The organism is Streptomyces mesophilus, from assembly GCF_011044995.1.
Lineage (GTDB): Bacteria > Actinomycetota > Actinomycetes > Streptomycetales > Streptomycetaceae > Streptomyces > Streptomyces mesophilus.
This window is the reverse complement of record NZ_JAAKZW010000059.1, coordinates 1-25,599: the sequence shown is the minus strand read 5'-3', so window position 1 is coordinate 25,599 and position 25,599 is coordinate 1. Positions and strand designations below refer to the sequence as shown.

Here is a 25,599-nt window from a genome sequence, read left to right as displayed (position 1 = left end):
TGGCGGTCGCCCGGCTAGGCTGATTCATATGACCGACGACCTGCCCGAGCTGAGGGCATCAGACGCCGACCGAGAGCGGGTCGCCGAGGTGCTGCGGGACGCGCTGGCCGAGGGCCGCCTCGATATGGAGGAGTTCGAGGAGCGCCTCGATTCCGTCTACAAGGCGCGTACGTACGGGGACTTGGAGCCCCTGACCCGCGATCTGCCGGGCGCCGGACAGGCCGCTGCGCCCGTGCCGTTCGCCCCCGCTCAGGCGGCCGGCAGCCCCGGCTGGCCCGCGCGCATCGGCGGCGAGGCCACCTCGCGCGGCGGCGTGGCGATCATGGGCGGCTTCCAGCGCAAGGGCGTGTGGACCGCGCCGCGCCGCTTCAACTGCTTCGCGTTCTGGGGCGGCGGCGAGATCGATCTGCGCGAGGCCCACTTCGAGGACCGCGAGATCGTGGTCAACTGCGTGGCGATCATGGGCGGGATGAGCGTGATCGTCCCGCCCGGTGTCGAGGTCGTGGTGCGCGGCTTCGGCATCATGGGCGGCTTCGACCACCGCGAGGAGGGCGTACCGGGCGACCCCGGGGCGCCCCGGGTGGTCCTCACGGGCTTCGCGCTCATGGGCGGGGTCGGTGTCGAACGCAAAGTGACCCGCGCGGAGAAGCAGCGCCTCAAGGAGGAGCGCCGCAGGGAGAAGCTGGAGAAGAGGGCGGAGCGCAAGGAGCTGGAGGACTGAGGAGCTGGGGGACCAGGGCCCTCGTCCAGCCCCCGCCGGCCTCGCGGTAGGGTCCGCTCCGGATCGGTCTTCGGTGGTACGGGGTGGGTTGCGGGTGCGACGTTGGGTGAAGCTCGCCTTGGTGGGCGTGGCCGTGCTGGGGCTGGTGGGTTACTGCGCCAAGCCGCACGTCAAGGACTGGTGGCTGGCGCGGGAGGCCTGCGGCGGGGTCTTCCCCGACCTCGTCGTCGATGTGCTCAACGCCGATGAGCGACCGCTCGCCAACACGGACGAGCAGCTGATCGAAGAGCTGGGCCAGTACTCCTGCTCACTGGAGTACGAGACGGACAGCGGTCGCACCGAACGGCTGGTCGGCATCGACGCGTACACCGGCCGCGATCAGCAGGATGCCGGAATGCTGCGCAGCGCCGAGCGAGGCCTCGACGCGATGACCGGGCTGCCCCATGGCCTGCCCGGCTTCTTCGACGGGGCGGGTCACGCCGTACTCCGACAGGAATGTCCCGCGCTCGGCAGGGACGACAAGGGCCGCCCGCGCACGATGCTGGTCGTGGCCCGTGGCGGGACGACCGGCGACCCCTCGGTCGCGCTGCTGCAGGCCGCGGTGACGGGGGCGCACCGCGCTTCCGGTCAACTGGGCTGTGGCGCGAAGCCGTTGAAGGTGCCCGATGACGTCCTGAGCAGGGACGCCAAGCCGAAGAAGGCGACCGACGTACGGGACTCGGCCTGTGGCACGGCCTCGGCGCAACTGCCGAAGGGCACCCGGGTTCGGGTGGTGGGTGGTGACACCACGCCGGTGGTCCACTGCGAGCTCTACCTGGAAACCCCTGGGGAGGAGCGGGCCTCGTACGACGACGACAAGGACCGGCCCGTCAATGCCGGCCTGGGTGCGTACTTCGGGGACTGGAGCACCAGCCTGGTCACCGGACACGACGGCCGACGTGACGGCAATACCGTCACGGCCCGCTGCGAGGGCGAGTTGGTCAATTTCGACGGCTGGGCGGACGACGACACAGCGGTCTCCGACCGCGAACTGCGCGAACTGGTGCTCACCTTCGCCAAGGACCAGGCGAAGCGGCGGGGATGCACGGATGTGCGCCCGATGCCGGCCGGTTGATCAGAGAGAGCGCAGCGCTTGCAGATAGCCGTCGGCCACCAGGTTGCGCAGTTGGGCGGCCGTCCGTTCGGGTACGGCGCGGGACTCGATCCAGGCGTCGAGCACGCCGAGCAGCCGCTCACGGCCGTCGAACACGTCGCCCGACAGCTTTGCGGCGGCCGGGCGGCGGGCGATGTCACCCATGACGGGCCGGGTGCGGACCAGTTCCGGTGCGGTTCTGTACTCGCCCTTCAGATGGCGGCGCACTTCCCGGTCGAATGCGCCGAGATCGGCGATCTCACCGTGACGGGCGTTGGCCAGGCGGTGCCCGAGCAGTGTGCCCACCCGCTCGGCCGTGTACGTGACCGCCCATCTGGTGCCGTAGTCAAGGACCTTCCTGGGCTTGCCACCCCTGTCCTTCTTGCCGAGGTCCTCGGTGATGAGCAGAGACTTCGGGTCCACACGTTCCAAGTAGTGGGCGAGTGAGGCCAGTTCGGCGTCGTAGAGCAGTGCGAAGGCCTCCGGGTGGCGCGCCGCGTTCTGTATGAGCCCCTCGATGGACGACTCATAGCGCCGGTAGGCGAAGGCGGCCCGCGCCTCTTCGGGATGGGGGAACTTCTCGGCGACGAAGTCCTTGCCCGGCTCGGTCGGTCCGGTCGCGGTCGCCGCCTCGATCAGCGACCCGAGTTCCGCGGGATCGCACAGCTCTTCACGGGCGAGGATCTTCGTCACGGCCTCGAGCCGGGACAGATCCTCCCCCGGATCGAGCGCCTCCGTCGCCGCCCCCTCCACCACGTACGCATCCGCGAAGACTAACGACCGCGCAGGCGCAGGGAGCGGGCAGGGCTCAGAGCTCGGCCGGGGCCGAACCCCGCAGGTGCGAAAGGTTGAAGGACTCCGCCATCTTGCGGTAGCCCGCGTCACTCGGGTGCAGATGGTCGCCCGAGTCGTACGGCTCCCGCAGTCGGTCCGGTGCGTACGGATCGCGCAGGGCGCGGTCGAAGTCGACGACCGAGTCGAAGACGCGGCCGCCGCGGATCTCCGCGTTGATCGTGCGGCGCAGCTGGTCCAGATGAGGACGGTAGCCGCGGTGGCCGTTGAAGGGCATCAACGTGGCGCCCGTGACCCGCAGTCCGCGGGCGTGCGCCTGGCGGGTGAGTTCGCGCATCGCGTCGAGGAGCCGGCCGGCGTCGGCGTACCGGGGGTTGCGCAGCAGGTCGTTGACGCCCAGGACGACGACCACGGACTTCACCCCCGTACGGGAGAGGACGTCGCGCTCGAAGCGGCTCACCCCGCTCGGGCCCGCGGCCTTGAACTGCCCGCCGGGAATCAGCTGGTTGCCGCTGATGCCTTCGTTCAGCACGCCGAGCCGGGGCGCGCCCGCCTCCTCGCGCAGCCGGTCCGCGAGGACGTCGGTCCAGCGGGCGTTGGCGCCGAGCGTGGAGGTGACGCCGTCGGTGAGCGAGTCGCCGATGACCACCACGGAGCCGGACGCCTCGCGGGTCAGCACGTCGACAGCGGCCAGATAGCGCCAGTACGGGCTCTGCTCCGTGTAGGTGTCGCCGCGCGGGTTCTGCGTCTGGTCGCCGTTCGCCACGTACGAGATCTGGCGTGCGTGCGGGTGGTAGGTGGCCGGTCCGGACGGCGTCGGCGAGTAGGTGCTGACCAGCAGGTCCGCATCCGCCGGTACGTCGAGCCGGACCGCGTCCGAGACGAGCTGGCCGCCCGCGGGGATCAGGGCCCCGGGCCGGCCGCCGAAGGTGAGGCGGCGCAGGCTGTCCGGCAGCGCGGTCGGATTGCTCGGCGCGGAGGCCAGCGCGATCGAGGCGTGGCTGATCGCCAGGGGCCGGGTGCCGAAGAGGTTGGAGAGCGTGATGCGGGCACTCGTACCGCCGACGCTGGTGTGCACCACATTGCGCAGGGTGCGGCCCGCGAAGCCCGCGCCCGTGCGCGGTTCGGCGCCGGCCGGGGCCGCGGCCCACGTGCCGACCCAGGAGCCGGCGGCCGCGCGATCGGCGGAACCCTGCGGGGAGGGGCCGGCGCTGATGGTGGTGTCCTGGCCGGCGCCGCCGGAGAAGGTGAGGTAGATGACAGTGGAGACCAGCACGACGACAGTGGCGAGCGTGGCGAGAAGGGCATAACCGTGACGCTTGGTCATGCGCGGTGTGCTCCTCGGGCAGGGGAGCCCGAGGCTCCGGTTGGACAATCCCATTTTGCGGTATGCGGCCCGAGGTCGCGCACGGTACCCCCCGTGTCGTGCCCTGCCGTCTTCCCGTACGCGCCGTCCGGGTCATCCCTGAGATTCCCCGGGTTCCGCGTCGACAAGGAGGACGCCGGGAACTCCTGATGCGTTCCAGGAGTCGGTCAGATGTGATGCGTTCGAGGAACGGGCAAGCAGGGACAATTCGAAGAACGGCTCAGGCAGGGACAATAGGTGCGTGACCCCGGGGGCCGGCCGGCGGATGGAGCGGTAGGGCGGATGGAGCAGACGAACGTGAAGGATGCGGAAGAAACCGGACCAGATCCGGAGGAATCCGGACCACCTTCCCGCGGGCAGCATTCCCCGGGTTCCGGCTTCTCATTCAATGCGGCCGACGAGGAGCGCCGCCGCGGGGTGCGCCGTATGAAGGCCACCGCGACCGGTCTGCTCGTCTTCGTCGCGGTCGTCTATGTCCTGGCCAAGTGGGCGCAGAACTCCGGGTTCGGCCCCTGGACCGGCTATGCCGCGGCCGCCGCGGAGGCGGGCATGGTGGGTGCGATGGCGGACTGGTTCGCGGTCACGGCCCTGTTCCGGCACCCCCTCGGCCTGCCCATTCCGCACACCGCGATCATCCCCACGAAGAAGGACCAACTGGGCGCGTCGCTGGGCGAGTTCGTCGGCGAGAACTTCCTCTCCGAGGATGTCGTACGCCGCCGTCTGCGCGCCGTCAACATCGGCGCCCGGCTCGGCGACTGGCTCGCCGAGCCCGCCAACGCCGACCGCGTCACGGCCGAACTCTCCACGGCCCTGCGCGGCGCCCTCACCGTCCTGCGCGACTCCGATGTCCAGGCCGTGGTCGGCGAGGCCATCACACGGCGTGCGGACGCCGCCGAGATCGCGCCCGGGATCGGCAAGACCCTGGACAAGATCGTGGCGGACGGCGGCCATCGCAAGGTCGTCGACCTGGTCTGCGTACGCGCCCATGACTGGCTGGTCCTGCACAGCGACCAGGTGATGGACGCGGTCCAGGGCGGTGCGCCGGGCTGGACCCCGCGCTTTGTGGACAAGAAGGTCGGCGAGCGGGTCTACAAGGAACTGCTGCGCTTCGTCACCGAGATGCGCGACATGCCCGAGCATCCGGCGCGCGGCGCCATCGACCGCTTCCTCACGGACTTCGCGTCGGATCTGCAGTCCGACACGGATACGCGGATGCGCGTGGAGCGCCTCAAGTCCGAGGTCCTCGGCCGCGGCGAGGTCCAGGACATCATCGCCTCGGCCTGGTCCTCCGTACGCCAGATGATCGTGGCGGCGGCGGAGGACGAGCGCAGCGAACTGCGTCTGCGGGTACGGGCCGCGCTGCTGTCCCTCGGTGCGCGGCTGTCCTCCGATGCCCGGCTGCAGAACAAGGTCGAGGGCTGGGTCGAGGATGTCGCGGTGCATGTGGTCAACACGTACCGCCGCGAGATCACCTCACTGATCACGGACACCGTGGCGGGCTGGGACGCCGGGCAGACGACGCAGAAGATCGAGGCGCATATCGGCCGCGACCTGCAGTTCATCCGGATCAACGGCACGGTGGTGGGGTCGCTGGTGGGGCTGCTGATCTATACGTTGACGCATGCGCTGGGGGCGTAGGTGTACGCGCTGACGCATGCGCCGGGGGCGTAGGCGTACACGCTGACGCACGCGCCCGGGGCGTAAACCCGCAGGCCGGGGGGACTCGGACGGCACCGTTTCCAGGAGGTGTCGTATGTCCACCGGATCCGCCGCCCCCAGCGGCACGGTCACCACGTCCGTGCCCGCCCGACTCGACCGGCTGCCCTGGTCGCGCTGGCATTGGATGGTGGTGATCGGGTTAGGGACGGTCTGGATCCTCGACGGCCTCGAAGTCACCATCGTCGGCAATATCGCGGGCCGCCTCTCGGAGGAGGGCAGTGGTCTGCCGATCTCGTCCGCGCAGGTCACGGGCGTCGCGGCCGCGCTCTATGTGGCCGGAGCGTGCAGCGGAGCCCTCTTCTTCGGGTGGCTGACCGACCGGTTCGGCCGCAAGAAGCTCTTCATCATCACGCTCGCCGTCTATCTGGCGGCGACGGCCCTGACCGCGGTCTCCTTCAGCTCCTGGTGGTTCTTCGTCTTCCGCTTCTTCACGGGCTTCGGCATCGGCGGCGAATACGCGGCGATCAACTCGGCCATCGACGAACTCATCCCGTCCCTCTACCGGGGCCGGGTCGACCTGATCATCAACGGCAGCTTCTGGCTGGGTGCGATCGGCGGTTCGCTGCTTTCGATCGTCGCGCTTGACACCTCGCTCTTCGCCATGGACGTCGGCTGGCGGCTGACGTTCGCGCTCGGCGTGGTCCTGGGCCTGGTGATCCTTCTCGTACGGCGCAATGTGCCCGAATCCCCACGCTGGATGTTCATCCACGGCAGGAGCCAGGAGGCGGAGGATCTCGTCAGCTCGATCGAGGACCGCGTACGGGCCGAGAAGGGCACCGAACTGCCGCCGCCCGCCTCGGAGATGACCATCCGGCAGCGCAAGTCGATCGGGTTCCTGACCGTGGCGCGCACCGTGTTCACCGCCTACCCGAAGCGCACGGTCCTCGGCCTCTCCCTCTTCATCGGGCAGGCCTTCCTCTACAACGCGATCACCTTCGGCTTCGGCGCGATCCTGACCAAGTTCTTCGACGTGCCCACCGGCAGCACCGGCTACTACTTCGCGGTGATCGCGGCCGGCAACTTCCTGGGACCGCTGCTGCTCGGCCGGCTCTTCGACACGATCGGCCGCAAGGTCATGATCACGTCGACGTACGTGCTCTCCGGTCTGCTGCTGTTCGGCACGGCTTACCTCTTCGACCAGGGTTCGCTGACCGCGACGTCGTTGACCGCCTGCTGGTCGGTGGTCCTCTTCTTCGCCTCGGCCGGCGCGAGCAGCGCGTATCTCACCGTCTCCGAGATCTTCCCGATGGAGACCCGCGCGATGGCGATCGCCTTCTTCTACGCGGTCGGCACGGCGGCCGGCGGCATCAGCGGCCCGCTCCTGTTCGCCAAGCTCACGGAGTCGGGCGTGGTCGCGGACACGGTGCTCGCGTTCCAGATCGGGGCCGGGCTGATGGTGGCGGCGGGTCTGGTGGCGGCGGTGTTCGCGGTACGCGCCGAACGGCGGTCGCTCGAGGACATCGCGGCGCCGTTGTCGGCGGCGACCGGGACGTCGTCCGCGGGGGCGCCGGCGACCACCGGGTGAGGGTGGCCGCCGGTGGGGGCTGTCCGGCGGTGGGGCTGTCCGGTGGTGGGGCTGTCCGGTGGTGCGCCTTCAGTGGGTGGGCCGGAGGGCCGTCAGCGGGTGAGCCGGAGGGCCGTGTGGGCCGCCCACTCCCGCACACTGCGGCCGTCCGTACCCGTGAGGCGCTGGAGGGTGTCGGCGACGGGCGCCGGGCCCGTGGTGTGGCGCTCCCAGGTGCTCAGGAGCAGGTCGGCCGGAGCGTACGGGCTGATCGCCGCACGGGCCGCGTCCGGCGCCAACTCCTCGTACCGCAAAGGCCTGTTCAGCGCCTCGCCCAGGAGCCGCGCCTGCTCGCGCAGGCTCAGCCGATGCGGTCCGGTGACGGGGTACACACGGTTGGCGTGGGCTCCGTCGTCCGTGAGCGCGGCGATGATGACGGCGGCGAAGTCGGCCGGGTGGACGGGGGTTTCGAGGGCCTCGGCGTACGGTCCGGCGATCACGTCGCCGCGTGACAGCTGGCCCGCCAGGTCGAAGGACCACTCCAGCGAGCCGGACGACTCGACGGCCAGACGCAGGAAGGTGTACGCGACGGCCGAGCCGCGCAGCGCCTGCTCGATGCCGTGGTGGAACGCGGCGACGGGGTCGGGCTGCTCGTCCTCGCCGTCCACGACGGCGCCGGACGACTGGAAGACGATCCGCCGTACGCCGGCCTCCTCGGCCAGTGCCGCGAAGCCGGCCGCGTCGAAGTCCGGCGAGGCGGCGAGCAGGAACACCGCGTCGACCCCTTCGAGGGCGGCCTTCAGGCTCCCCGCGTCCCCGAGGTCGCCCGGGACGACCTCGGTCTGCGGCGGCAATCCGGCCCGATCGGGGTCGCGCGTGAGGGCACGGACGGCGACACCGCCGGCGGCCAACTGCTCGACCACGGAGCGGCCCACGGGGGCGGTGGCGGCGGTGACGAGGATCATGGCTTCTCCCTGGGTGCTGGTAATCCGTGGGTGATTTGGTACTCCCCAAGGTAGAGAGGAATGCGGACAGCTTCTGTCCTCGATCCGAGGTGTTCGACGGATGTCCGATCGTCGTCCAACCCGCCGCTCTCGTACGGGAGTTCAGTGGCGTCCAGTTCAGGGATGGGGCGTACGGGGAGGGGTCGGTCTTCGTACCGTAGGAACGGTGGCCGGGCGCGACACGCCCGTACCCGGAGGCCATTTGTGGGGCATTTCAGTGCGCCGAGGGAGCACCTTCCCAGAGGCCCTGAACGCATATGTTCCATGCTCATCTCGGCTTTACGGTACGGAAGTTGATGATCCTCGCCGACCAACCTCATCCGCATCAGAGGGTGTTCTAGCGGACTCTGCATTCAATACCGGCCCGTACCGCCTACATTCGGTCATAGCGCATGCAGGTACGCGGCTCTGTAGTGGCCGTCACCTTCGCCTTCGCCTCCGCCGTATGCGGGGGCACCCAGTGGATCAACCGGGATCAGCGAGACCTCGCGGGAGCGAGTCCGGGATCCAAGGAGCGGAGCAAGGAGCAGTTCAGGTGATCTGTTACGGACCCACCGTCCTCGACCTCGTGGAAGACCTGGTCGACGCGTACGCCGAGGTCTTCTCGGCCCCGCCGTGGAACGAGAACGAAGAATCGATCCAGCGTTTCCACTACCGCCTGTGCAACGAAGCCGAACGCCCCGGCTTCCGCGCCGTACTCGCCCAGTCCGGCCAGGGCATCGACGGCTTCGCCATCGCCTGGCTCACGCCCGCGTCCCTGCCGGACACCCGCACCTACGCCAAGGTCGTCGCCCAACTGGGCCCGGACCGGGTGCGCTCACTCCTGGTCGGCGCCCTGGAACTCGACGAGCTGGCAGTCCGCCAACGCGCCCGCCCGGCGGGCGTCGGCCGCTCGCTCCTGTCGGAGTTCGTCAAGGACGCCCCGTCGGGCCGCGCATGGGTCCCCATGTCCCGCCGCGCCACGTCAGCGGTGGCCAGCTACCGGCGCCTGGGCTGGCACGAGGTGCGACCGCTGCCGGAGGCGGACAACGATGTGGTGGTGTTTCTGGCACCGGGGCATCCTCGGGCGGAGTTGGCGGCTTAGGGGTGGGCGTGGGTTGGCCTAGGGGACTTCTGTCCGGGTGAGGCCTGGCACCTGCCCGATTCACCTCTGACAGGTCCCCTTGTCAAAGGCTACTGACCGCGCCGGAGGGCTGTTTGCGTCTGAAACTGCGCATCTCCGTCTGCAGCGCTTCAGGGGTGAGCCACGATCGTCCAGAACGTGTCCTGTGACACATGCGGTGGCAGTTGGCGCACAGGAAGGCCAGGTCGTCCAGCTTGGTCTCCCGGGGGCCGGATATATGAAGAGGCAGTACGTGGTGGACCTCGACATACCCCGCGCCCCGTGGACCGTAGACACGCTCGAAGTCGAAGCCGCAGACCGCGCATTCCAGGGGGGCGCCAACGCTGCGTGCCTGATCTATCTTCCGGTGGCGCAGACGTGGGTTCCGCTCGCGCGCGATAACCCACCGAGCGAGCAGACGCCCCTCAAGCGCGGTATTCCCCTCGTCATCCGCCTCGTCGGGCTGTGGCTCGATCCGGTGGAGTTCGCCGGAGCCGATGCCCTCTTCGATGGCCCTCGCAACGGCGAGCATCTCCGCCTCGTGGGCGACGAATGCGGCGATCATGCGCCTCGTCGGTTCGCCGCAGCGGGTCGGCTTTCCGGTGTAGTCCGGATGGTTCGACGCTATGTCTGCCGTCTTGCGGCTGACGCTGTCAGGGGACCTGAACTGTGGGAGCGTGCGGGCTTCCTGCGGGTGCAGGGGCAGTGACCGTAGAAGATTCGAGAGATCCTGGACCTGAGGATCGGCGGTTCGGTACTCGCGCCACTCGTTGCTTGCCACGAGGGCACAGGCGAGTATGAGTTCGTCTTGGGTCCACGCCGGGCTCCGCATGCGGCATATCGTATTGGCGTTCGCAGCCATCCTGTTGGGATGGTCGAACTAGGGCGCCTGGAACCCGTTGCGGTAGCGGAAGTTGTGAGGGTGCAACTAATTTCTGGCGTCTCGCACTGGTGAGCCCGCAGCCTGCCTGGCGTGGGCGATCACTTGGGCGACCGATTCAGGCTCTTCGTGCTCCCAGAAGCGCAGAACTGTCCAGCCTGAAGCTTCCAGGAGCTCTCCCGTCTCCCGGTCGCGCGCCATATTTCTGTCCAGTTTGTTCTGCCACCACTCCGCATTGGCCTTAGGGCTCGTTGCGTGCTGCGGGCAGCCGTGCCAGAAGCAACCGTCGAGGAAAATCGCGATGCGTGGCCCCACGAACGCGATGTCGATCTTGCGTCTCGGCGCCCCTGGCACGGGATAGTGGACGCGGTAGCGGAAGCCGTTGGAGTGGAGTAGACGGCGTACCGCGATCTCGGGTCCTGTGTCTCGCGAGTTCTGCCGGCTCATCCGGGCCGAGACGGAGGGCGAGGAAGGGGGCGCATCAGGCACTCTGGCATTGTGCCGGAGACGCGGCCGGATTCAGCTGTCCGTCCCGTGGCAATCGCTGTACGCCACCCCCGACCCACACCAACACTCCCCCCGCGGAGGCCAAGCCACCGCTCGCCCTCGGGCCGCCAATGTCGTCGCGTACTGGGGGAGGAGGGAGGTGTCCGTAGGGGAGGTGCCCTCCGAAGCTGCGAAGGCCTCGTAGGAGGGGACTGTGGCTGTGACGATGCCGAGGTTTTCCGTGCCGGAGGCCGCCAGCTCCCGCAGAGACGACTCTATGGTCGCCAGGTGTTCCTCGTGGGACGGGTATTCCGAGGTCAGGGTCGGGTACGCGGCCAGGAGTTCCGCCAGTTCCGTCGACGGCCAGTGCAGGACCGCTACCGGGAAGGGGCGGGACAAGGCCGCGCGGAACGTGCCCAGTTCGGCGCGGAGGCGGGCGATTTCCGCGCTCAGTTCCTCCGGGTCCGATGAGCCCAGGGCCCAGGTGCGCTTCGGGTCGTGGAGTTCGTCCAGGGAGATGGGGGAGGAGGACGAGTGGGCGTCGTCCGCGAGGACGTCCCAGACGTCGTGGGGGAGGGCGAGCAGGCGGCGGACGCGGTGGCGGCCGAGGAGCAGCGGCCGGCAGTCGTAGGGGATTTCCTCGCCCTGGACGGTCAGGAGCTCGACCCCCTCGGTGAAGACCTCCTGTGCCGAGGTCAGTTCGTCGTGGGTCTCCAGGGATTCCGCGGCGATGACCCACGCTTCCGGGGAGCGCGGGGCCGTGGTGCGCAGGCCCTCGATGATGGCCCGGGCCTCCGCCTCGTGGCCGTACTCCCAGAGGTTGGCGGCCTTCAAGGCGCGGACCAGGGACGCGTCCTCCAGCTCACCGGCCAGGAGCCGGTCGTAGAGCGTCGTGGCCTGGGGGCGGTCGCCGGCCAGCTCCAGGTGGGCGGCGGCGTGCAGCAGCAGGTGCTCGGCATCCTCGGGATACTGCGCCGCGGTGCGCAGCAGACGCTCGGCTTCGGCGGTGTGATCCGTGGAATCGGCAGGCGTGTCGGGGCGCATGAGGTTCACCGTACTGCCCGGGCCGGCCCTTTCGGCAGGACCCATCGGTACGACGTTCGGGCCGCGCCTGCGTCCATGGCCGTGTCGTGGCCTCCGCCCGCGACGGTCCGGCCGTGCGTCTCAACCTCCGCACCGGCCTGGTCACTTGTCCGCTTCCGACCTACCCTGCAGCCCTGCGAGGAGGGGAGGCGCCGTGCGGGTGCGCAGTCGGGAGCGGATTCCGGTGGTCGTGCAGGGCGGCCGCGGGAGCCGGCAGTCCCCTCGGATGCGGCGGTATGCCCCCTGGCTGCGGGGGCTGTGGACCGGCGCCGAGGTCGCCGTGACCGTGGGAGTCGTGCTGCTGCTGCTCGTCGTGCACCAGCTGTGGTGGACCAACCGGCAGGCCAGGGAGGGCGCCGAGCGGAAGGTCGAGGCGCTGGAGAGGGAATGGGAGACGGACGAGGCGGCAGCGGCGGGTGACGGCGACGAGGGCGAACAGGCCGCGGCGCCCGAGGACCTCGGTGAGCTGGCCGAGCCTCCGCCCGACGAGGGTGATCACCGGGCGACGGCACCGGACAAGCCTCGCGTGCCCGACTACGAGCAGGCCTACGCCGTGCTCTCCATCCCCAAGCTCGGCGTACGCGTCCCCGTCGCCCAGGGCGTGAGCAAGCAGGGGGTGCTCAACAAGGGGTACGTGGGCCACTACCCGGGAAGCGCGCAGCCCGGCGGTGCCGGCAACTTCGCGCTGGCCGGGCACCGCAACACCCATGGCGAGCCGTTCCGTTACATCAACCGGCTCGGCAAGGGGGACCGCCTCACGGTGGACACCAAGGCAGCGACCTTCACGTACACCGTGGACCGGACCCTGCCGCAGACCAGCGCCCGCGACAGCGGGGTGATCGCGAAGGTGCCGCGCAGCATCGTGAAACCGTCGTACGGCTACAACGAGCCCGGTCTCTACATCACGCTCACCACCTGTACCCCGGAGTACACCTCCAAGTACCGGCTGATCGTCTGGGGCAAGCTGACCGCCATCAAGAAGCGCTGAGGGCAGCCTCGCGCCGCCAGTCCTGTCAGCCCTTGGGCAGGCCCGGCTCGTAGTTCTTGTCCTGGGCCGAGTCGTATATCTGCTTCCCCTTCGCGTCATACCCCTTGATGCGCGGAGCCGTCGCCGGCTGCTCCTCGACGACGCCCGTCGCCGCGAACCAGCCGTGGTCCACGGCCGCTTCGACGGTTTCGCCGCCGTACGTCACCGTGACACGGTCGACCTCGGACGTGACCTGGCCGATGTTTCCCCAGCGGAAAGGCAGTCGCCAGCCGTCGCTGGTGAAGATGTTCTGCTTGTAGAGCTTGCCGCCGTTCAGGTCCGAGTAGACGGGGCCTTCCTCGGGAAGGAGGGGTCCCGCGCCGCTGTTGATGGCCGTGACCTCATCGCCCTTGATCCCGCAGATGACGCGGTTGGGCCGGGGCACAGGCTGCTCCGTCGTGGCGACCACCCAGATGCCGTCGTCGGGCGCATTGTCGTCACCGGTCTTCCGGTGCGCGAGCAGGATGCGGTAGTCCTCCGGCTTGCCCAGGTCGGTGGTCATGGATTCCTCGGTGCTTGCACGCTCCCCCTCCTCGTGGCGGCCCAGACACTTCTCCAGCCCGTCCGCCGCCTCCTCGAAGGTGATCCCGTCGACCAACTGGCCGGATGAGGCCGGTGGTTGCGGACCGGGCGGGGTCGGCTCCGGCGTGGTGCGCGCGGGCGGCGCGGCGACCTTCGTGGGGGACGGCCGCTTCGCGGCGGGGGCGTCGTCACCCGAGCCCGGTCCGACCGCGTACGCGCCGACCGGCACCGCGACCGCCACCGCCAGCGCCGAGGCCGTCACGGCCACCCGAAGCCGCCGTCCGTTACGTCCGCGCCGCACGATGTCATCGACCGGAGCCTCGTCCGGCCGGATCGCCCCGGTCCGCTCGGTCAGGAGCTCCCGCAGCCGTTCCTCCAGCGGTGTCCGCGGTGCGTCCTCGCCGAACTCGTCGTCCTGCCTGAAGTGCTTCACCAGTTCCCTCCCCCACTCGTTGCGATCTCACCGGCGGAGTCCACCCCCGACGCGGCCAGCTCCGGACAAGCCCGCAGCTTCGCAAGCCCCTTCGCCGCCTGGCTCTTGACCGTGCCCGCCGAACAGCCGAGCACCTCGGCCACCTCGCTCTCCGAGAGGTCCTCCCAGTACCGCAGCACGACCACCGCCCGTTGCCTGGGCGGTAATTGGGCCAACGCCCGCAGCAGACTGCCGCGGTCGTCGGCCTGCGCCGCGGCGTCATAGGGGCCCGCGACATCCGGCGGTATCGCCGTGAGGTGCTCGCCGACGCGTCGCTTGCGGAACCGGTCGCTGTTGCACGTGACCAGCATCTTGCGGACATACGCCTCCGGCCGGTCGCTGCGTGACACCTTGCGCCACGAGCGGTATGCCTTGGCCAGCGCCGTCTGCGTCAGATCCTCCGCATGGTGGAGATCGCCCGTCAGGAGATACGCCGTGCGCACCAGCTGCGGCCAGGACGCCCTGACGAACTCCCGGTAGCCGTCCTCTTCATCGGCTCTCATGTCTGCACCCCCTCGACCTCCAGACCACCGTTCCGCCGGATTCGGTTGCCCGGCCCGTAGGCTCCTTCGCGTGATTGCTCGCCCCCACCTCCTGTGGCTGCTCGTCCCGTTCGTCCTGTACGCAGGCGCCCTGCCGTTCGTCAACCGCGTCGAACCCACTGTCGCCGGGCTGCCGTTCTTCTTCGCCTGGCTGATCGGGGCGACCGTGCTCACCCCGTTCGCCGTCTGGATGACCTGGCGCGGGGACCGCAAGCACCGCAACCACCAGAAGGGGCACGGGCAGTGAACGCCGCCATCGCCACCACCGTCTTCGCCGTCTTCATGGTGGCCACCGTGGCCCTCGGCCTGCTCGCCGTGCGCGGACGAGGCGGCCAGGGCGGGCTCGCCGAGTGGTCGGTCGGCGGGCGCAGCCTCGGGGCCGTGTTCATCTGGGTGCTGATGGCCGGTGAGGGCTACACCAGCTTCAGCTACCTCGGGGCCGCCGGCTGGGGATACAACTACGGCGCACCCGTCCTGTACGTCGTCGCGTACATGTCCTGCGGCTACGCGGTCGGCTACGTGGTCGGACCGATGCTCTGGGCCTACGCTCGCGACCACCAACTCGTCGGCATCACCGACATGATCAGCCACCGCTACGGAAAGCCCTGGCTCGGCGCCGCCGTCGCCGTCCTCGCCACGGTCTTCCTTCTCCCCTATATCCAGCTGCAGATCACCGGCATGGGCGTGGTCGTCTCGACGATCTCGTACGGGACGATCAGCCTCAACTGGGCCTATTTCCTCGCCTTCGCGATCACCACCGGCTTCGTGGTCGTCAGCGGCCTCCGCGGCAGCGCCTGGGTGTCGGTGCTCAAGGACGTGCTGGTCATCGGCACGCTCGCGTTCCTCGCGATCTACGTGCCGCTGCACTACTTCGATGGATACGGCCCGTTCCTCGACCGGATCGTCGAGCAGAAGCGCGACTGGCTGACGCTCCCCGGGCACGGCGAGAGCGGTCTGGGCATGGCCTGGTTCGCCTCGACCACCGTGCTCAACGCCTTCACCGTGGTGATCTTCCCGACCACCGTCGCCGGCTACCTGGGCGCCCGCGACGCCGACGCCCTGCGCCGCAACGCCATCCTGCTCCCCGCGTACAACATCCTGCTCTTCGTCCCGATGCTGCTCGGCATGGCGGCGCTCTTCGTCGTCCCCGGTCTCGCGGGCGCGGATTCGAATCTGGCGCTCTTCAAGCTGGTCGTGGACTCGCTGCCGGCCTGGGCGGTGGGGGTGATCGGGGTCGCGGCCGCGCTCTCGTCGATCGTGCCGATGGCCGTGTTCATGCTGGTCATCGGGACGATGTGGGGCAGGAGTGTGCTGAGCCACGTACCGCGGCTGCACAGCCAGGAGCGGCAGAAGAACGCGTCCCAGGTCGTGGTCGTGATCGCCGGCACGCTCGCGCTGATCATGACGTACGCCGCCCCGAACACCCTCGTCCGGCTCTCGCTCATCTCGTACGAGGGGATGGCGCAGCTCCTGCCGATGCTGCTGCTCGGCCTGGTCTGGCGCCGGCTCACCACGGCGGCGGCGCTGAGCGGTCTGGCCGTCGGGGTCGCGATCGTCTGTGCGCTGGTCTTCACCGAGAACGATCCGGTGTGGGGGATCAACGCGGGGCTTGTGGCTCTCGCCGCGAATATCGCGGTGGCGCTCGTGGTCACCTGGGCAGGGCCCAAGGACCGTGACGTACGTCCCCACCGTGAAGTGCTGGCCAAAGAGCCCCTCGTGGACGAGCCGGCCGGCGCGTAGGATTCAGGAGCAGCACCAGCAAAGACCAGCCCGCGATACGCGAGAGGAGGCAGCCGTGATCGACAGGTTCAAGGATCTGCGCGTCACCGGACTGCTGCTCCTGCTCGTGACGCAGGTGCTGCTCACCGACGCGGGTCCGCTCTCCGCCGCCGTCGCCCTGGCCGCGACCGCCGCGGCCGGTACCGCGCTCGCCGTCTGCGCGCTGATCGCCTCGCGCTCGGTGCCGGCCGTGCAGCCGGCCCGGGTGCGCACCGCGATCCGCGACCGCGAGCAACGTACGGCCTTCCTGCCGCAGCGCGATCCGGACGCCGCGGGACGTTCGCGTCCGCGAGCACCGGGGCGTCTCGTCCCGACGGCCGCGTAAGCCACCCTCGTCCCACCTGAGCAGGGCATCTGCCTGCCCCCTTACGCGGTCCGTCACGCCGAAAACCCGCCGGTCCACCGGCATTTCCGGTACGACGAGACTCCCCGAAGGGGCCCCGCATGTCCGTTTTCAGTGGCTTCGCCGACGTGGTCGACCAGCTTGCCGACGCACTGCACCCGCTGTTCCAGGGTGCGTCCGTGGCGGTCGCGATCATCCTGTTCACGATGGCCGTACGCCTGGCCGTACACCCTCTCTCGCGTGCGGCGGCCCGCGGCCAGAAGGCCCGCACCAAGCTCGCCCCGCAACTCGCCGACCTGCGCAAGAAGCACGCCAAGAACCCCGAGAAGCTGCAGAAGGCGATGCTCGAACTGCACAAGCAGGAAGGGGTGTCGCCGCTGTCCGGCTGTCTGCCGAGCCTGTTGCAGCTGCCCGCTTTCTTCCTGATGTACCACTTGTTCTCCAACCAGGAGATCGGCGGCGAGGCCAACCCGCTGCTCGGCCACACGCTGGGCGCCGCACCGCTCGGCGGGCGCTTCCATGACGCGCTGGCGGACGGCGGGCTCTTCGGCGCGGCGGGTCTTGTCTATGTCGCGCTGTTCGTGCTCGTGGCCGCCGTGGCCACCTTCAACTACCGGCGTACGAAGCAGCAGATGGCCACCGCGCCGGCCACGGGTGCCGAAACCCCGCCCGGGATGGGCGCGATGCTGAAGTTCATGCCGCTGATGTCGTTCCTCACCCTGTTCACGGTGGCCGTCGTCCCGCTCGCCGCAGCGCTGTACGTGGTGACCAGCACCACATGGAGCGCCGCCGAACGCTACTTCCTCTACCGGGACATGCCCCCGACCGCCCTTGCGGCGGCCGTCTGAGAGCGGGCGGGGACGCCGGGGAACGCCCGAGGAGATCACGCCTTGTGACGGTCCAGTACGTGAACGGGGTATTGCGGGCTGGACCTATTTCTTGGAGGATCGGCCAAAGCTCCGATGGCCGCAACCCATCGGCACCCTTCGACCACAGGAGAGTGAACGATGAAGCTGCTGCGAGTCGGAAACCCGGGAGCGGAACGCCCGGCGCTGCTGGACCAGGACGGCATCCTGCGTGACCTGTCCGGGATCGTCGCGGACATCGACGGCGAACTCCTCGCCGACGAGGCCGCGCTGACCCGGGTCCGGGAAGCCGCCGCGACCCTCCCCGTGCTCGACGCCGAGGGGCAGCGCATCGGCGCGCCCCTCGCGCGGATCGGCAAGGTCGTCTGCATCGGGCTCAACTACCACGACCACGCCCGGGAGACCGGCGCCGAGATACCCGGCGAGCCGATCATCTTCTTCAAGGCCGCGGACACGGTCGTCGGCCCGAACGACACCGTGCTCATCCCCCGTAAGTCCGTGAAGACGGACTGGGAGGTGGAGCTCGCCATCGTGATCGGCCGCACCGCGCGCTACCTGGAGTCGCACGAGGAGGCGCTCGCGCACGTCGCGGGATACGCCATCTCCAACGACGTATCGGAGCGCGAGTTCCAGATCGAGCGCGGCGGCACCTGGGACAAGGGCAAGAACTGCGAGACGTTCAACCCGCTCGGCCCCTGGTTCGTGACCGCCGACGAGATCGCAGACCCGGGGGCCCTCGGCCTCAAGCTCTGGGTCAACGGCGAGCTCAAGCAGAACGGCTCCACCGCCGACCAGATCTTCCCGGTCGCCGAAGTGGTCCGCTATGTCAGCCAGTTCATGACGCTCTACCCGGGCGACATCATCAACACCGGTACGCCGGCGGGTGTCGCGATGGGCGAGCCCGAGCCCAAGCCGTATCTGCGGGCCGGTGATGTGGTCGAGCTGGAGATCGAGGGTCTCGGCCGCCAGCGCCAGGAGCTCAAGGACGCGTAGCGGTTCTTTCACGGCTTCACGCCTTCACTGCTTCACGGCATACGAGGATGGGGCGCCCTTCACGGTGAAGGGCGCCCCATCGTCGTACGCACTCAAGAAGTGAAGCGCTCCAGAGCCTCGACCACCATCGCGTGGTCCTCCGCCTGCGGAAGCCCGGAGACCACCACGGTCCCGATGACACCCGCCCCGCGCACCGCGATCGGGAACGCGCCACCATGCGCGGCATACGTGTCGGGGTCGAGCCGCGAGGACTCCTCGAAGGTCGTGCCCTTGGCCCGGAAACGCGCTCCCACCAGGAACGACGCACAGCCGTAACGCTCCACGACCCGGCGCTTGCGGTCGATCCACGCGTCGTTGTCCGGGGTCGATCCGGGCAGCGCGGCGTGGAAGAGCTGCTGACCGCCGCGGCGGATGTCGATGGCGACCGGGGCCCGGCGCTCACGCGCCATCCTCACCAGGATCGAGCCCAGTTCCCAGGCGTCGTCATGCGTGAAGTGGTCCAGGACCAGGCGCTGTTCCTGTGCCTCGAGCTCCTCGACGGTGGGGGCGCTCACAGCTGCACCGCCACACCGTCGCGGGCCGAACGGCGGGCCGCTTCCAGGACGTCGAGGGCGCTTGCCGCCTCGTGCGCGGTGACCGGGTTGGGGGCGTCGCCCCGTACGGCGGCGGCGACCGCGGCGTAGTACGCGGGGTAGTCGCCCGCCAGGCTGGGCTCGGGGCGGCCGCCGCCGGTCAGCGGGGACTCACCGGAGCCGACGCGGCCCCACAGCGACTCGGGCTCGGTGCCCCAGGTGCCGTCGGCGGACGGGCGCTTGCCGTCCTTCAGGTCCGCTTCCTGCGGGTCGAGGCCGTACTTGACGAAACCGGCACGCGAGCCGAGCACGCGGAAACGCGGGCCGAGCTGGGCCGTGGTGGCGGAGACGTACAGGTGCGAGCGCACCCCGTTCGCGTGGGTCACCGCGATGAAGGTGTCGTCGTCGGTCTCGGCGTTCGGGCGGCGCACATCGGCCTCCGCGTACACCTGGACCGCCGGGCCGAACAGGGTCAGCGCCTGGTCGACGACATGGCTGCCGAGGTCGTAGAGCAGACCGCCGATCTCCTCGGGGTTGCCCGACTCGCGCCAGCCGCCCTTGAGCTGCGGACGCCAGCGCTCGAAACGGGACTCGAAGCGCTGGATCTCGCCGAGCTCACCGTCGGCGATCAGCTTCTGGAGGGTCAGGAAGTCGTTGTCCCAGCGGCGGTTCTGGAAGACCGAGAGCAGCAGCCCGCGCTCGTCGGCGAGGGCCGCGAGCTCACGGGCCTCGGCGGCCGTACCGGCGATCGGCTTGTCGACGACGACCGGCAGACCGGCCTTGAGCGCGGCGGTGGCGAGGGGGACGTGGGTCTTGTTCGGCGAGGCGATCACGATCAGGTCGAGCTCGTCGGCCCGCTCCCACAGCTCGTCCGGCGAGGCGGTGAAGCGCAGCCCGTCGCCGAACTCGGCGCGCGCCTGAGCCTGGCGCTCGGGGTTGGACGTGACCACCGTGTCGAGCGTCAGACCCTCGGTCGCGGCGATCAGCGGGGCGTGGAATACGGAACCGGCGAGGCCGTAGCCGACGAGGCCGACCCTGAGCGTGGAAGTCATGCTTCTACTTAAACAACGCTGTTGCCAAAGTGCAAGCGAACAGGAGAATGGGGGGCGTGAACCCCATCTCATCGCATACCGGCACCCCAGGCGTGAACCTCCCTGCCCTGCGCGGACACAACGCCGCGCTTGTCCTCGACCTGCTGCGCAGCGCGGGTGAGGAGGGCATCAGCCGCCTCGAGCTCGCCGAGCGGACCGGGCTCACCCCGCAGGCCGTCAGCAAGATCGTCGGGCGGCTGCGGGACGAGGGCCTCGCCGCGGAGGCGGGCCGCAGGGCCTCGACCGGCGGCAAGCCGCGCACCGTCCTGCGCCTGGCACCCGGGGCCGGGCACGCGGTGGGCATCCACCTCGACCGGGACGCGCTCGTCGCGGTGCTCATGGACCTCTCGGGTGCGGTGGTCGCCGAGCGTGCCGCGCCCCTGGATCTGGGGGCCGGCTCGGATGCGGTCCTCACCGCCGTGGCCCGCGAGGTCGCCGCGCTCACCGCCGTACGCGAGTCCGTCCTCGGCGTCGGTGTCGCCCTGCCCGGCCCGCTCGACCACCGCAGCGGGGTCCTGCACCAGGTGACCGGCTTCCCCGAGTGGGACGGCTTCCCGCTGCGCGACGCGCTGGCCGAGCGCCTCGGTGCGCCGGTCGTCGTCGACAAGGACACCAATGCGGCGGCGCTCGGACTGGCCCTGGCCCGTCCGTCCGGTGGCGGCTCCTTCGCGTATCTCCATCTCGGTACGGGACTTGGGGCCGGTCTCGTCCTGACCGGTGCTCTATATAGGGGAGATCGCACGGGGGCGGGCGAATTCGGCCACCAGGTGCTGCAGTTGGACGGCGCCCTCTGCTCCTGCGGCAACCGCGGCTGCATCGAGGCGCTCTGCCTCGAAGCGGTCGCCGCCGGCGAGCTCGGGAGGGCGGCGCGGGTGCTCGGCGAAGGCGCCGCGAATGTCGTCGGGCTGCTCGACATCGACCTCGTACTCCTCGGTGGCCGCACGGTCGAGCGGGCCCCGGAGATCTTTGTACGGGGTGTCTCGGACGTGGTCCGCGGGCGTGCGCGGTCGACGGTCGAGGTGCCGGTGCGGGAGGCCGAAGGGGGCGGACGGCTGGTGGCCGAAGGGGCCGCACAACTGGTCCTTGCGCCCCTGTTCGGGCGCGCGAATGTGGCCTTTCCCGCCAATCGGAATTGACGGAAACTGGGCTGATAGAGGGGGATTCGGCGGCCATTCGGCCCCACGGGGCCGTGGCGCGCGCGAGAGGCCGCGCGCGCGTGGCAGGGTCACGGACGCCACTTACGGCTGATTCGGCCGGAGGTTCGCATGTCCTGGTTGCCCGGGGCGTGCGGGCTTGTTCCACGGATCGGCGCTTGGGTGGGCCCCTCTGTTCCGTGCTCCGTAAAGGTCTCCTCCATGCGACTGCGCAGTGTTCTCGCTGTCGGCGTCACCGCCGCGGCACTCTCCCCTGCGGTGGTCGCGGTGCCGGCATCGGCAGATGACGACCCGCTGCTCAGAACGAGCAACTGCCTGAGCCTTGCGGTGCTCGGGACGGCTCAGGACTGTGGGACGCGGGCGGCTGCGGCGGATTCGTCGGCGGATGCGGATGCGGACGCGAGTGCCGACGCGGATGCGGGTGTGGCGGATGCCGCGGACACCTCGGATGCCGCCGATGCGTCGGACGCCGCGGATGCCTCGGACTCCTCGACGGATGCGGACGCCGCGACCGACCTCGGATCCGGCGAGGACGTCGGCGCCGTGGGCGAGCCGGACGCGACCGGGGACTCCACGGACACCTCCGGTACGGACACGGGCTCGGACGCGACGGACACCACCGACGCCGGTGATGCGACGGACACCACCGACACGGGTGACGCGACCGACACCACCGACACCGACACCGGCACCTCCGTGAACCCGGCAGTCGACAGCACCGACAGCACCGACAGCACCGACAGCACCGACAGTTCGGACAGCACGGACAGCACCGACGCAGCCGAAGACACGGACTCCGGCACGGGCAACACCCCCGTCGTCACCAGCGTCGAGCAGCCGCGGCAGTCGGCCGTCCAGCCCGCGCCGAAGCAGGGGCTCACCGACACCTCGGCCGGTCTGCAGTCCACGTGTTCCGTCGAGGACAGCGACGACTTCCCGATCGAGTCGTCGATCAACCCCGGGCCCACCACGTACCACCCGGGCGGTGGCTTCGAGAACTGGTCGGTGGAGCTGACCAACACCTCGGACGACACCTGCCGCAACATCCACCCGATCGTCGTCTTCCTCGACCGCGAGCGTGATCTGCAGTCCGCGCAGGCCGAGTTCGAGTTCCAGTCGCCGGACGGAAAGTGGCATCCGGTTCCGTTCGAGCGGACGGATGTCGACGAGCACGTCGGGGTCTTCGACGACGGGTTCGGCGGGTTCTCGATCCCCGCGGGCGAGTCGGTGACCGTGCCGGTGCGGCTGCGGTTCACGGCCGACACCGGGGCCAACCGCGTCACCGCGAGCCTCGCCGTGGTGCAGCGGCGCGCGGACGACGGCGAGTGGGTGGGGGAGTCCGAGGACTACGTCTTCGATATTTCGGGGAGTTCCAGGAAGGGTGTCGCGCGCACCCCGGAAGAACTCGCAAAGACAGGCCGGAGCGGCGACGACTCGCTGCTCGGGCTTGGGGCTACCGCCGGCGCCTTCCTCCTCGGCGGCGGAGCTCTTGTGGTGGGATCTCGGCGCCGGTTCCGACGGCGCTGACCAGCCGACCCGCCACCGTCCGAAAGCGGTGCCCGTGCCTTTCCAGCCGAAGGCACGGGCACCGCTTCGTGTGCGGGTGCGCATAGGGTTCCCCCGTGGACTACCCGAACGACCAGCACCCCGGAGCCCCCGTCAGAGCCGGGATTCCCGAGCATGGACGGATCCCCAAGTACTACGCCGTGAAGGCCCGGATCGGTGAACTGGTCGAGGGCCTCTCCGAGGGCCAACCCCTTCCCACCGAGCGCGACTTGGCGCTGCGCTACGAGGTGGCACGCGAGACCGTGCGGCAGGCGCTCAGGGAGCTGGTGCTCGAAGGGCGGCTGCGGCGGGCCGGGCGCGGGACCGTCGCCGCGGGGCCCAAGCTGGAGCAGCCGCTCGCGCTCGCGAGCTATACGGAAGGGGTGCGCCGCCAGGGGCGCCGGCCCGGCCGGGCGCTCATCTCGCTCGACCGCTTTCCGTGTCCGGAGGCGCTTGCACAGGAACTGGGCGCCGAACGCGGCGAACCCGTATGGCACATGGAGCGCGTGCTGCTCGCCGACGACGAGCGGGTCGGCCTGGAGAGCACCTATGTGACCGTGGCCCGAGTGCCCCGCCTGGACGCCGAGTTCGACCCGGACTCGTCCTTCTACGCGTACCTGGCCGACCGCCTCGGCATCACCTTCGGCGCGGCCGAGGAGCGGATCGAGACCGTGCTCGCGACGCCGCGCGAGGCTCTGCTGATCGGGACGCCGCCCGCCCTGCCCATGCTGCTGATCCACCGGGTCTCGAGGGACACCGAAGGGCGTCGCCTCGAGCGGGTGCGGACGCTGTTCCGCGGGGACCGCTTCAGCTTCACCACGCAGCTCGGATCGCAGGGCTGAACATTCCGGTCAAGTCGCCCATCATGGCGGGCAATTGAGGCTTTTCGGGCTGACCATCCCGCGTAATGAGTAACGAATAGATAACGGGTCTAGTCCAAGTTTGGTGGCTCGTTCACGCTCTCGTTGCCGGGTCTTCCGACCCGGGGCACCCGTCCCGAGGAGCGTTGCCGCCGTGAGAGTCATCGTCGTAGGAGCAGGCGTGGTGGGAACCATGCACGCCTGGCAAGCAGTGGAACGCGGCCATCAGGTCGTCCAGATCGAGCGGGAGGCCGAGGCCCGTGGGGCCAGCCTCAGGAACTTCGGGCAGATATGGGTCAGCGGTCGCGCGGGCGGCGAGGAGCTCGACACTGCGCTGCGGGCCCGCGAGCTCTGGGAGGAGCTCGGCGGTCGCGTCCCGGCCCTCGGGTTCCGGGCCAACGGGTCCCTGACTCCCGTACGCAATGATCTCGAGCTCGCCGTCGCGCAGGCCGCGCTGGCCCGTGACGACGCCGCGGCCCGCGGCTACAAGCTGCTGACCGCGGACGAGGCGCGGGAGTTCAACCCGGCGCTGCGCGGCGAGTTCGCGGCCGCGCTGTACTGCGAGCGTGATGCCGCGGTCGAGCCGCGCACCGCTCAACTGGCGCTGCGCGAGGAGCTGCTCAAGTCGCCCGGCTACACCTTCCTGCCCGGCCGCGAGGTCCGCGAGGTCATCGGCTCGAACGCCGTACGCGACGACCACGGGGACGTGCACACCGGCGATGTGGTCGTGCTCTGCACCGGCGCCTGGCTCGGTGGGCTCGTGCGCGAAGTGGCCGGCGAGATACCCGTGCGGCGGGTGCGGCTGCAGATGATGCAGACCGACCCGCTGGGGGAGCCGCTCACCACCTCGGTCGCGGACGCGGACAGCTTCCGGTACTACCCCGCCTACCGGTCCGACGCGCTGGACGCCCTCGGCGCCGGGCAGGAACAGACTCCGACGGCCGCCTCGTACAAGATGCAGCTGCTCATGGTGCAGCGGGCCGACGGCGGGCTGACCATCGGCGACACCCACGAGTACGAGCACCCCTTCGCCTTCGACACCCTCGAAGACCCGTACGAGCACCTCACCGAGGTCGTCGAGTCGTTTCTCGGCCGGCCGCTGCCGAAGATCCGCCGCCGCTGGGCCGGGGTGTACGCGCAGTGCACCGACACCTCACGGGTCGTCCACCGCCAGCAGGTGCGCGACGGCGTGTGGCTGGTGACCGGGCCCGGCGGGCGCGGCATGACCTGCTCCCCGGCGATCGCCGAGACCACTGCCAACTCCCTCGGATGGTGAGCCACATGACGAACCAGCACCTCGATCTCGTCGTCCTCGACATGGCCGGCACGACCGTCGCCGACGGCGGTCTGGTGGAGCAGGCCTTCGGCAAGGCCGCCGAACGGCTCGGCGTCGAGCCGGGTTCGGCCGACCACGCCGAGAAGCTGCAGTACGTACGCGACACCATGGGCGAGTCGAAGATCACGGTCTTCCGGGCGCTGTTCGGGGACGAGGAGAAGGCGCAGCTCGCCAACGTCTCCTTCGAGCAGGCCTACGGGGAGCTCGTCGACGGCGGCAGGATCGCGCCGCTGCCGGGCGCCGAGGAGGCCATCGGCCGCCTCAAGTCCGAGGGCCGGACGGTCGTCCTGACCACCGGGTTCGCCCGCACCACCCAGGACGCCATCCTCACCGCACTCGGCTGGCACGACCTGGTGGACCTCACCCTGTGCCCGGCCGACGCGGGCCGCGGCCGCCCCTACCCCGACATGGTGCTCGCCGCGTTCCTGCGCACCGGCGCCGTGGACGGGGTGCACCGGATCGCCGTGGCCGGCGACACCGCGTACGACATGCTCAGCGGCGTCCGCTCCGGGGCCGGTCTGGTGGCCGGCGTCCTGACAGGCGCCCATGACGAGCCGACCCTCAAGGACGCGGGCGCCACGCACGTCCTGCCCTCCGTCGCCCAACTGCCGGACGCCATCGCCGCGTTCGAAGCCATGGCGCGCTAGCTCCACCCTCCCGGCCGGGGCGGCCCGGGTCCCTGTTCACGGGCCGCCCCACCCCTCCTCC

At 70.0% G+C, this 25,599-nt stretch carries 26 protein-coding genes; 16 read left to right on the top strand and 10 right to left on the bottom strand.

Features of this window, described 5'->3' with window-relative positions; genetic code table 11:
* Positions 1–28 precede the first annotated feature (28 nt).
* Positions 29–721, top strand: a complete 693-nt coding sequence (locus tag G6045_RS16590; RefSeq protein WP_165332726.1) for a DUF1707 SHOCT-like domain-containing protein — start codon at positions 29–31, stop codon at positions 719–721.
* Between the two features lie 94 nt (positions 722–815).
* A complete protein-coding gene (locus tag G6045_RS16585; RefSeq protein ID WP_165332725.1) occupies positions 816–1,835 on the top strand; it encodes a hypothetical protein in 1,020 nt (339 codons plus the stop codon).
* On the opposite strand, the gene G6045_RS16580 is transcribed toward G6045_RS16585, so the two are convergent.
* Both G6045_RS16580 and G6045_RS16575 read right to left on the bottom strand, forming a co-directional pair.
* Positions 1,836–2,609 (bottom strand): hypothetical protein, encoded by a 774-nt coding sequence (locus tag G6045_RS16580; protein ID WP_165332724.1) that lies wholly within the window; start codon positions 2,607–2,609, stop codon positions 1,836–1,838.
* A 52-nt stretch (positions 2,610–2,661) separates the two neighbouring features.
* On the bottom strand, positions 2,662–3,972 hold the full coding sequence (locus tag G6045_RS16575; RefSeq protein ID WP_165332723.1) for a GDSL-type esterase/lipase family protein: 1,311 nt from the start codon (positions 3,970–3,972) through the stop codon (positions 2,662–2,664).
* A gap of 465 nt (positions 3,973–4,437) precedes the next feature.
* Here G6045_RS16575 and G6045_RS16570 point away from each other — a divergent pair, with 465 nt between their 5' ends.
* Entirely contained in the window at positions 4,438–5,649 is a 1,212-nt protein-coding gene (locus G6045_RS16570; protein ID WP_235967953.1) for a DUF445 domain-containing protein, read from the top strand.
* Between the two features lie 115 nt (positions 5,650–5,764).
* Positions 5,765–7,255 (top strand): MFS transporter, encoded by a 1,491-nt coding sequence (locus G6045_RS16565; RefSeq protein ID WP_165332721.1) that lies wholly within the window; start codon positions 5,765–5,767, stop codon positions 7,253–7,255.
* Positions 7,256–7,347: 92 nt separating this feature from the next.
* Here G6045_RS16565 and G6045_RS16560 read toward each other — a convergent pair whose 3' ends face one another.
* Positions 7,348–8,199, bottom strand: a complete 852-nt coding sequence (locus tag G6045_RS16560) for an SDR family oxidoreductase (protein WP_165332720.1) — start codon at positions 8,197–8,199, stop codon at positions 7,348–7,350.
* A 574-nt stretch (positions 8,200–8,773) separates the two neighbouring features.
* On the opposite strand from G6045_RS16560, the gene G6045_RS16555 reads away from it, so the two are divergent.
* Positions 8,774–9,322, top strand: coding sequence for an N-acetyltransferase (locus G6045_RS16555; protein WP_165332719.1), 549 nt, complete (start codon positions 8,774–8,776; stop codon positions 9,320–9,322).
* Between the two features lie 82 nt (positions 9,323–9,404).
* On the opposite strand, the gene G6045_RS16550 is transcribed toward G6045_RS16555, so the two are convergent.
* From G6045_RS16550 to G6045_RS16540, 3 genes are all read right to left on the bottom strand, one after another.
* Entirely contained in the window at positions 9,405–10,172 is a 768-nt protein-coding gene (locus tag G6045_RS16550) for an HNH endonuclease (protein WP_165332718.1), read from the bottom strand.
* Positions 10,173–10,268: 96 nt separating this feature from the next.
* Positions 10,269–10,667 (bottom strand): very short patch repair endonuclease, encoded by a 399-nt coding sequence (locus G6045_RS16545; RefSeq protein ID WP_165332737.1) that lies wholly within the window; start codon positions 10,665–10,667, stop codon positions 10,269–10,271.
* Between the two features lie 72 nt (positions 10,668–10,739).
* Positions 10,740–11,750, bottom strand: coding sequence for an SEC-C domain-containing protein (locus tag G6045_RS16540; RefSeq protein WP_165332717.1), 1,011 nt, complete (start codon positions 11,748–11,750; stop codon positions 10,740–10,742).
* Positions 11,751–12,015: 265 nt separating this feature from the next.
* Between G6045_RS16540 and G6045_RS16535 the strand changes: the two genes are divergently transcribed.
* A complete protein-coding gene (locus G6045_RS16535) occupies positions 12,016–12,777 on the top strand; it encodes a class E sortase (protein WP_165332736.1) in 762 nt (253 codons plus the stop codon).
* 25 nt (positions 12,778–12,802) lie between these two features.
* Here G6045_RS16535 and G6045_RS16530 read toward each other — a convergent pair whose 3' ends face one another.
* On the bottom strand, positions 12,803–13,771 hold the full coding sequence (locus tag G6045_RS16530; protein ID WP_328707801.1) for a hypothetical protein: 969 nt from the start codon (positions 13,769–13,771) through the stop codon (positions 12,803–12,805).
* Positions 13,768–14,313: a SigE family RNA polymerase sigma factor gene (locus G6045_RS16525; protein ID WP_165332716.1), complete on the bottom strand. Its 546-nt coding sequence runs from the start codon at positions 14,311–14,313 to the stop codon at positions 13,768–13,770. The genes G6045_RS16530 and G6045_RS16525 overlap by 4 nt, the downstream gene beginning before the upstream one ends.
* A gap of 70 nt (positions 14,314–14,383) precedes the next feature.
* Between G6045_RS16525 and G6045_RS16520 the strand changes: the two genes are divergently transcribed.
* The 5 genes from G6045_RS16520 to G6045_RS16500 all read left to right on the top strand — a co-directional run bounded on the left by G6045_RS16520 (position 14,384) and on the right by G6045_RS16500 (position 18,333).
* Entirely contained in the window at positions 14,384–14,599 is a 216-nt protein-coding gene (locus tag G6045_RS16520) for a DUF3311 domain-containing protein (RefSeq protein WP_328707800.1), read from the top strand.
* Positions 14,596–16,092, top strand: coding sequence for a sodium:solute symporter family protein (locus G6045_RS16515; RefSeq protein ID WP_165332715.1), 1,497 nt, complete (start codon positions 14,596–14,598; stop codon positions 16,090–16,092). Before G6045_RS16520 ends, G6045_RS16515 begins: the two co-directional genes overlap by 4 nt.
* A 55-nt stretch (positions 16,093–16,147) precedes the next feature.
* On the top strand, positions 16,148–16,456 hold the full coding sequence (locus G6045_RS16510; RefSeq protein ID WP_165332714.1) for a DUF6412 domain-containing protein: 309 nt from the start codon (positions 16,148–16,150) through the stop codon (positions 16,454–16,456).
* A 119-nt stretch (positions 16,457–16,575) separates the two neighbouring features.
* Positions 16,576–17,322, top strand: a complete 747-nt coding sequence (locus G6045_RS16505; protein WP_165332713.1) for a YidC/Oxa1 family membrane protein insertase — start codon at positions 16,576–16,578, stop codon at positions 17,320–17,322.
* 159 nt (positions 17,323–17,481) lie between these two features.
* The gene (locus G6045_RS16500; RefSeq protein ID WP_165332712.1) at positions 17,482–18,333 is read left to right on the top strand and encodes a fumarylacetoacetate hydrolase family protein; all 852 of its coding nucleotides are present in this window, start codon (positions 17,482–17,484) and stop codon (positions 18,331–18,333) included.
* Positions 18,334–18,425: 92 nt separating this feature from the next.
* Here the strand turns inward: G6045_RS16500 and G6045_RS16495 are convergent, their stop codons facing one another.
* Together G6045_RS16495 and G6045_RS16490 are read right to left on the bottom strand one after the other, a co-directional pair.
* Positions 18,426–18,887, bottom strand: coding sequence for a heme-degrading domain-containing protein (locus G6045_RS16495; RefSeq protein WP_165332711.1), 462 nt, complete (start codon positions 18,885–18,887; stop codon positions 18,426–18,428).
* Positions 18,884–19,957 carry a Gfo/Idh/MocA family oxidoreductase gene (locus G6045_RS16490; RefSeq protein WP_165332710.1) on the bottom strand — a complete coding sequence of 358 codons (1,074 nt, stop codon included), beginning with the start codon at positions 19,955–19,957 and terminating at the stop codon, positions 18,884–18,886. Before G6045_RS16490 ends, G6045_RS16495 begins: the two co-directional genes overlap by 4 nt.
* 47 nt (positions 19,958–20,004) lie before the next feature.
* Between G6045_RS16490 and G6045_RS16485 the strand changes: the two genes are divergently transcribed.
* The 5 genes from G6045_RS16485 to G6045_RS16465 all read left to right on the top strand — a co-directional run bounded on the left by G6045_RS16485 (position 20,005) and on the right by G6045_RS16465 (position 25,538).
* Positions 20,005–21,132 (top strand): ROK family transcriptional regulator, encoded by a 1,128-nt coding sequence (locus G6045_RS16485; RefSeq protein ID WP_165332709.1) that lies wholly within the window; start codon positions 20,005–20,007, stop codon positions 21,130–21,132.
* A 219-nt stretch (positions 21,133–21,351) separates the two neighbouring features.
* Positions 21,352–22,677, top strand: a complete 1,326-nt coding sequence (locus G6045_RS16480) for a hypothetical protein (RefSeq protein ID WP_165332708.1) — start codon at positions 21,352–21,354, stop codon at positions 22,675–22,677.
* A 95-nt stretch (positions 22,678–22,772) separates the two neighbouring features.
* Entirely contained in the window at positions 22,773–23,537 is a 765-nt protein-coding gene (locus tag G6045_RS16475; RefSeq protein WP_165332707.1) for a GntR family transcriptional regulator, read from the top strand.
* A 172-nt stretch (positions 23,538–23,709) separates the two neighbouring features.
* Positions 23,710–24,831 (top strand): TIGR03364 family FAD-dependent oxidoreductase, encoded by a 1,122-nt coding sequence (locus tag G6045_RS16470; RefSeq protein ID WP_165332706.1) that lies wholly within the window; start codon positions 23,710–23,712, stop codon positions 24,829–24,831.
* A gap of 5 nt (positions 24,832–24,836) precedes the next feature.
* A complete protein-coding gene (locus G6045_RS16465; RefSeq protein ID WP_235967951.1) occupies positions 24,837–25,538 on the top strand; it encodes a phosphonatase-like hydrolase in 702 nt (233 codons plus the stop codon).
* The last annotated feature ends 61 nt before the right edge of the window (positions 25,539–25,599 follow it).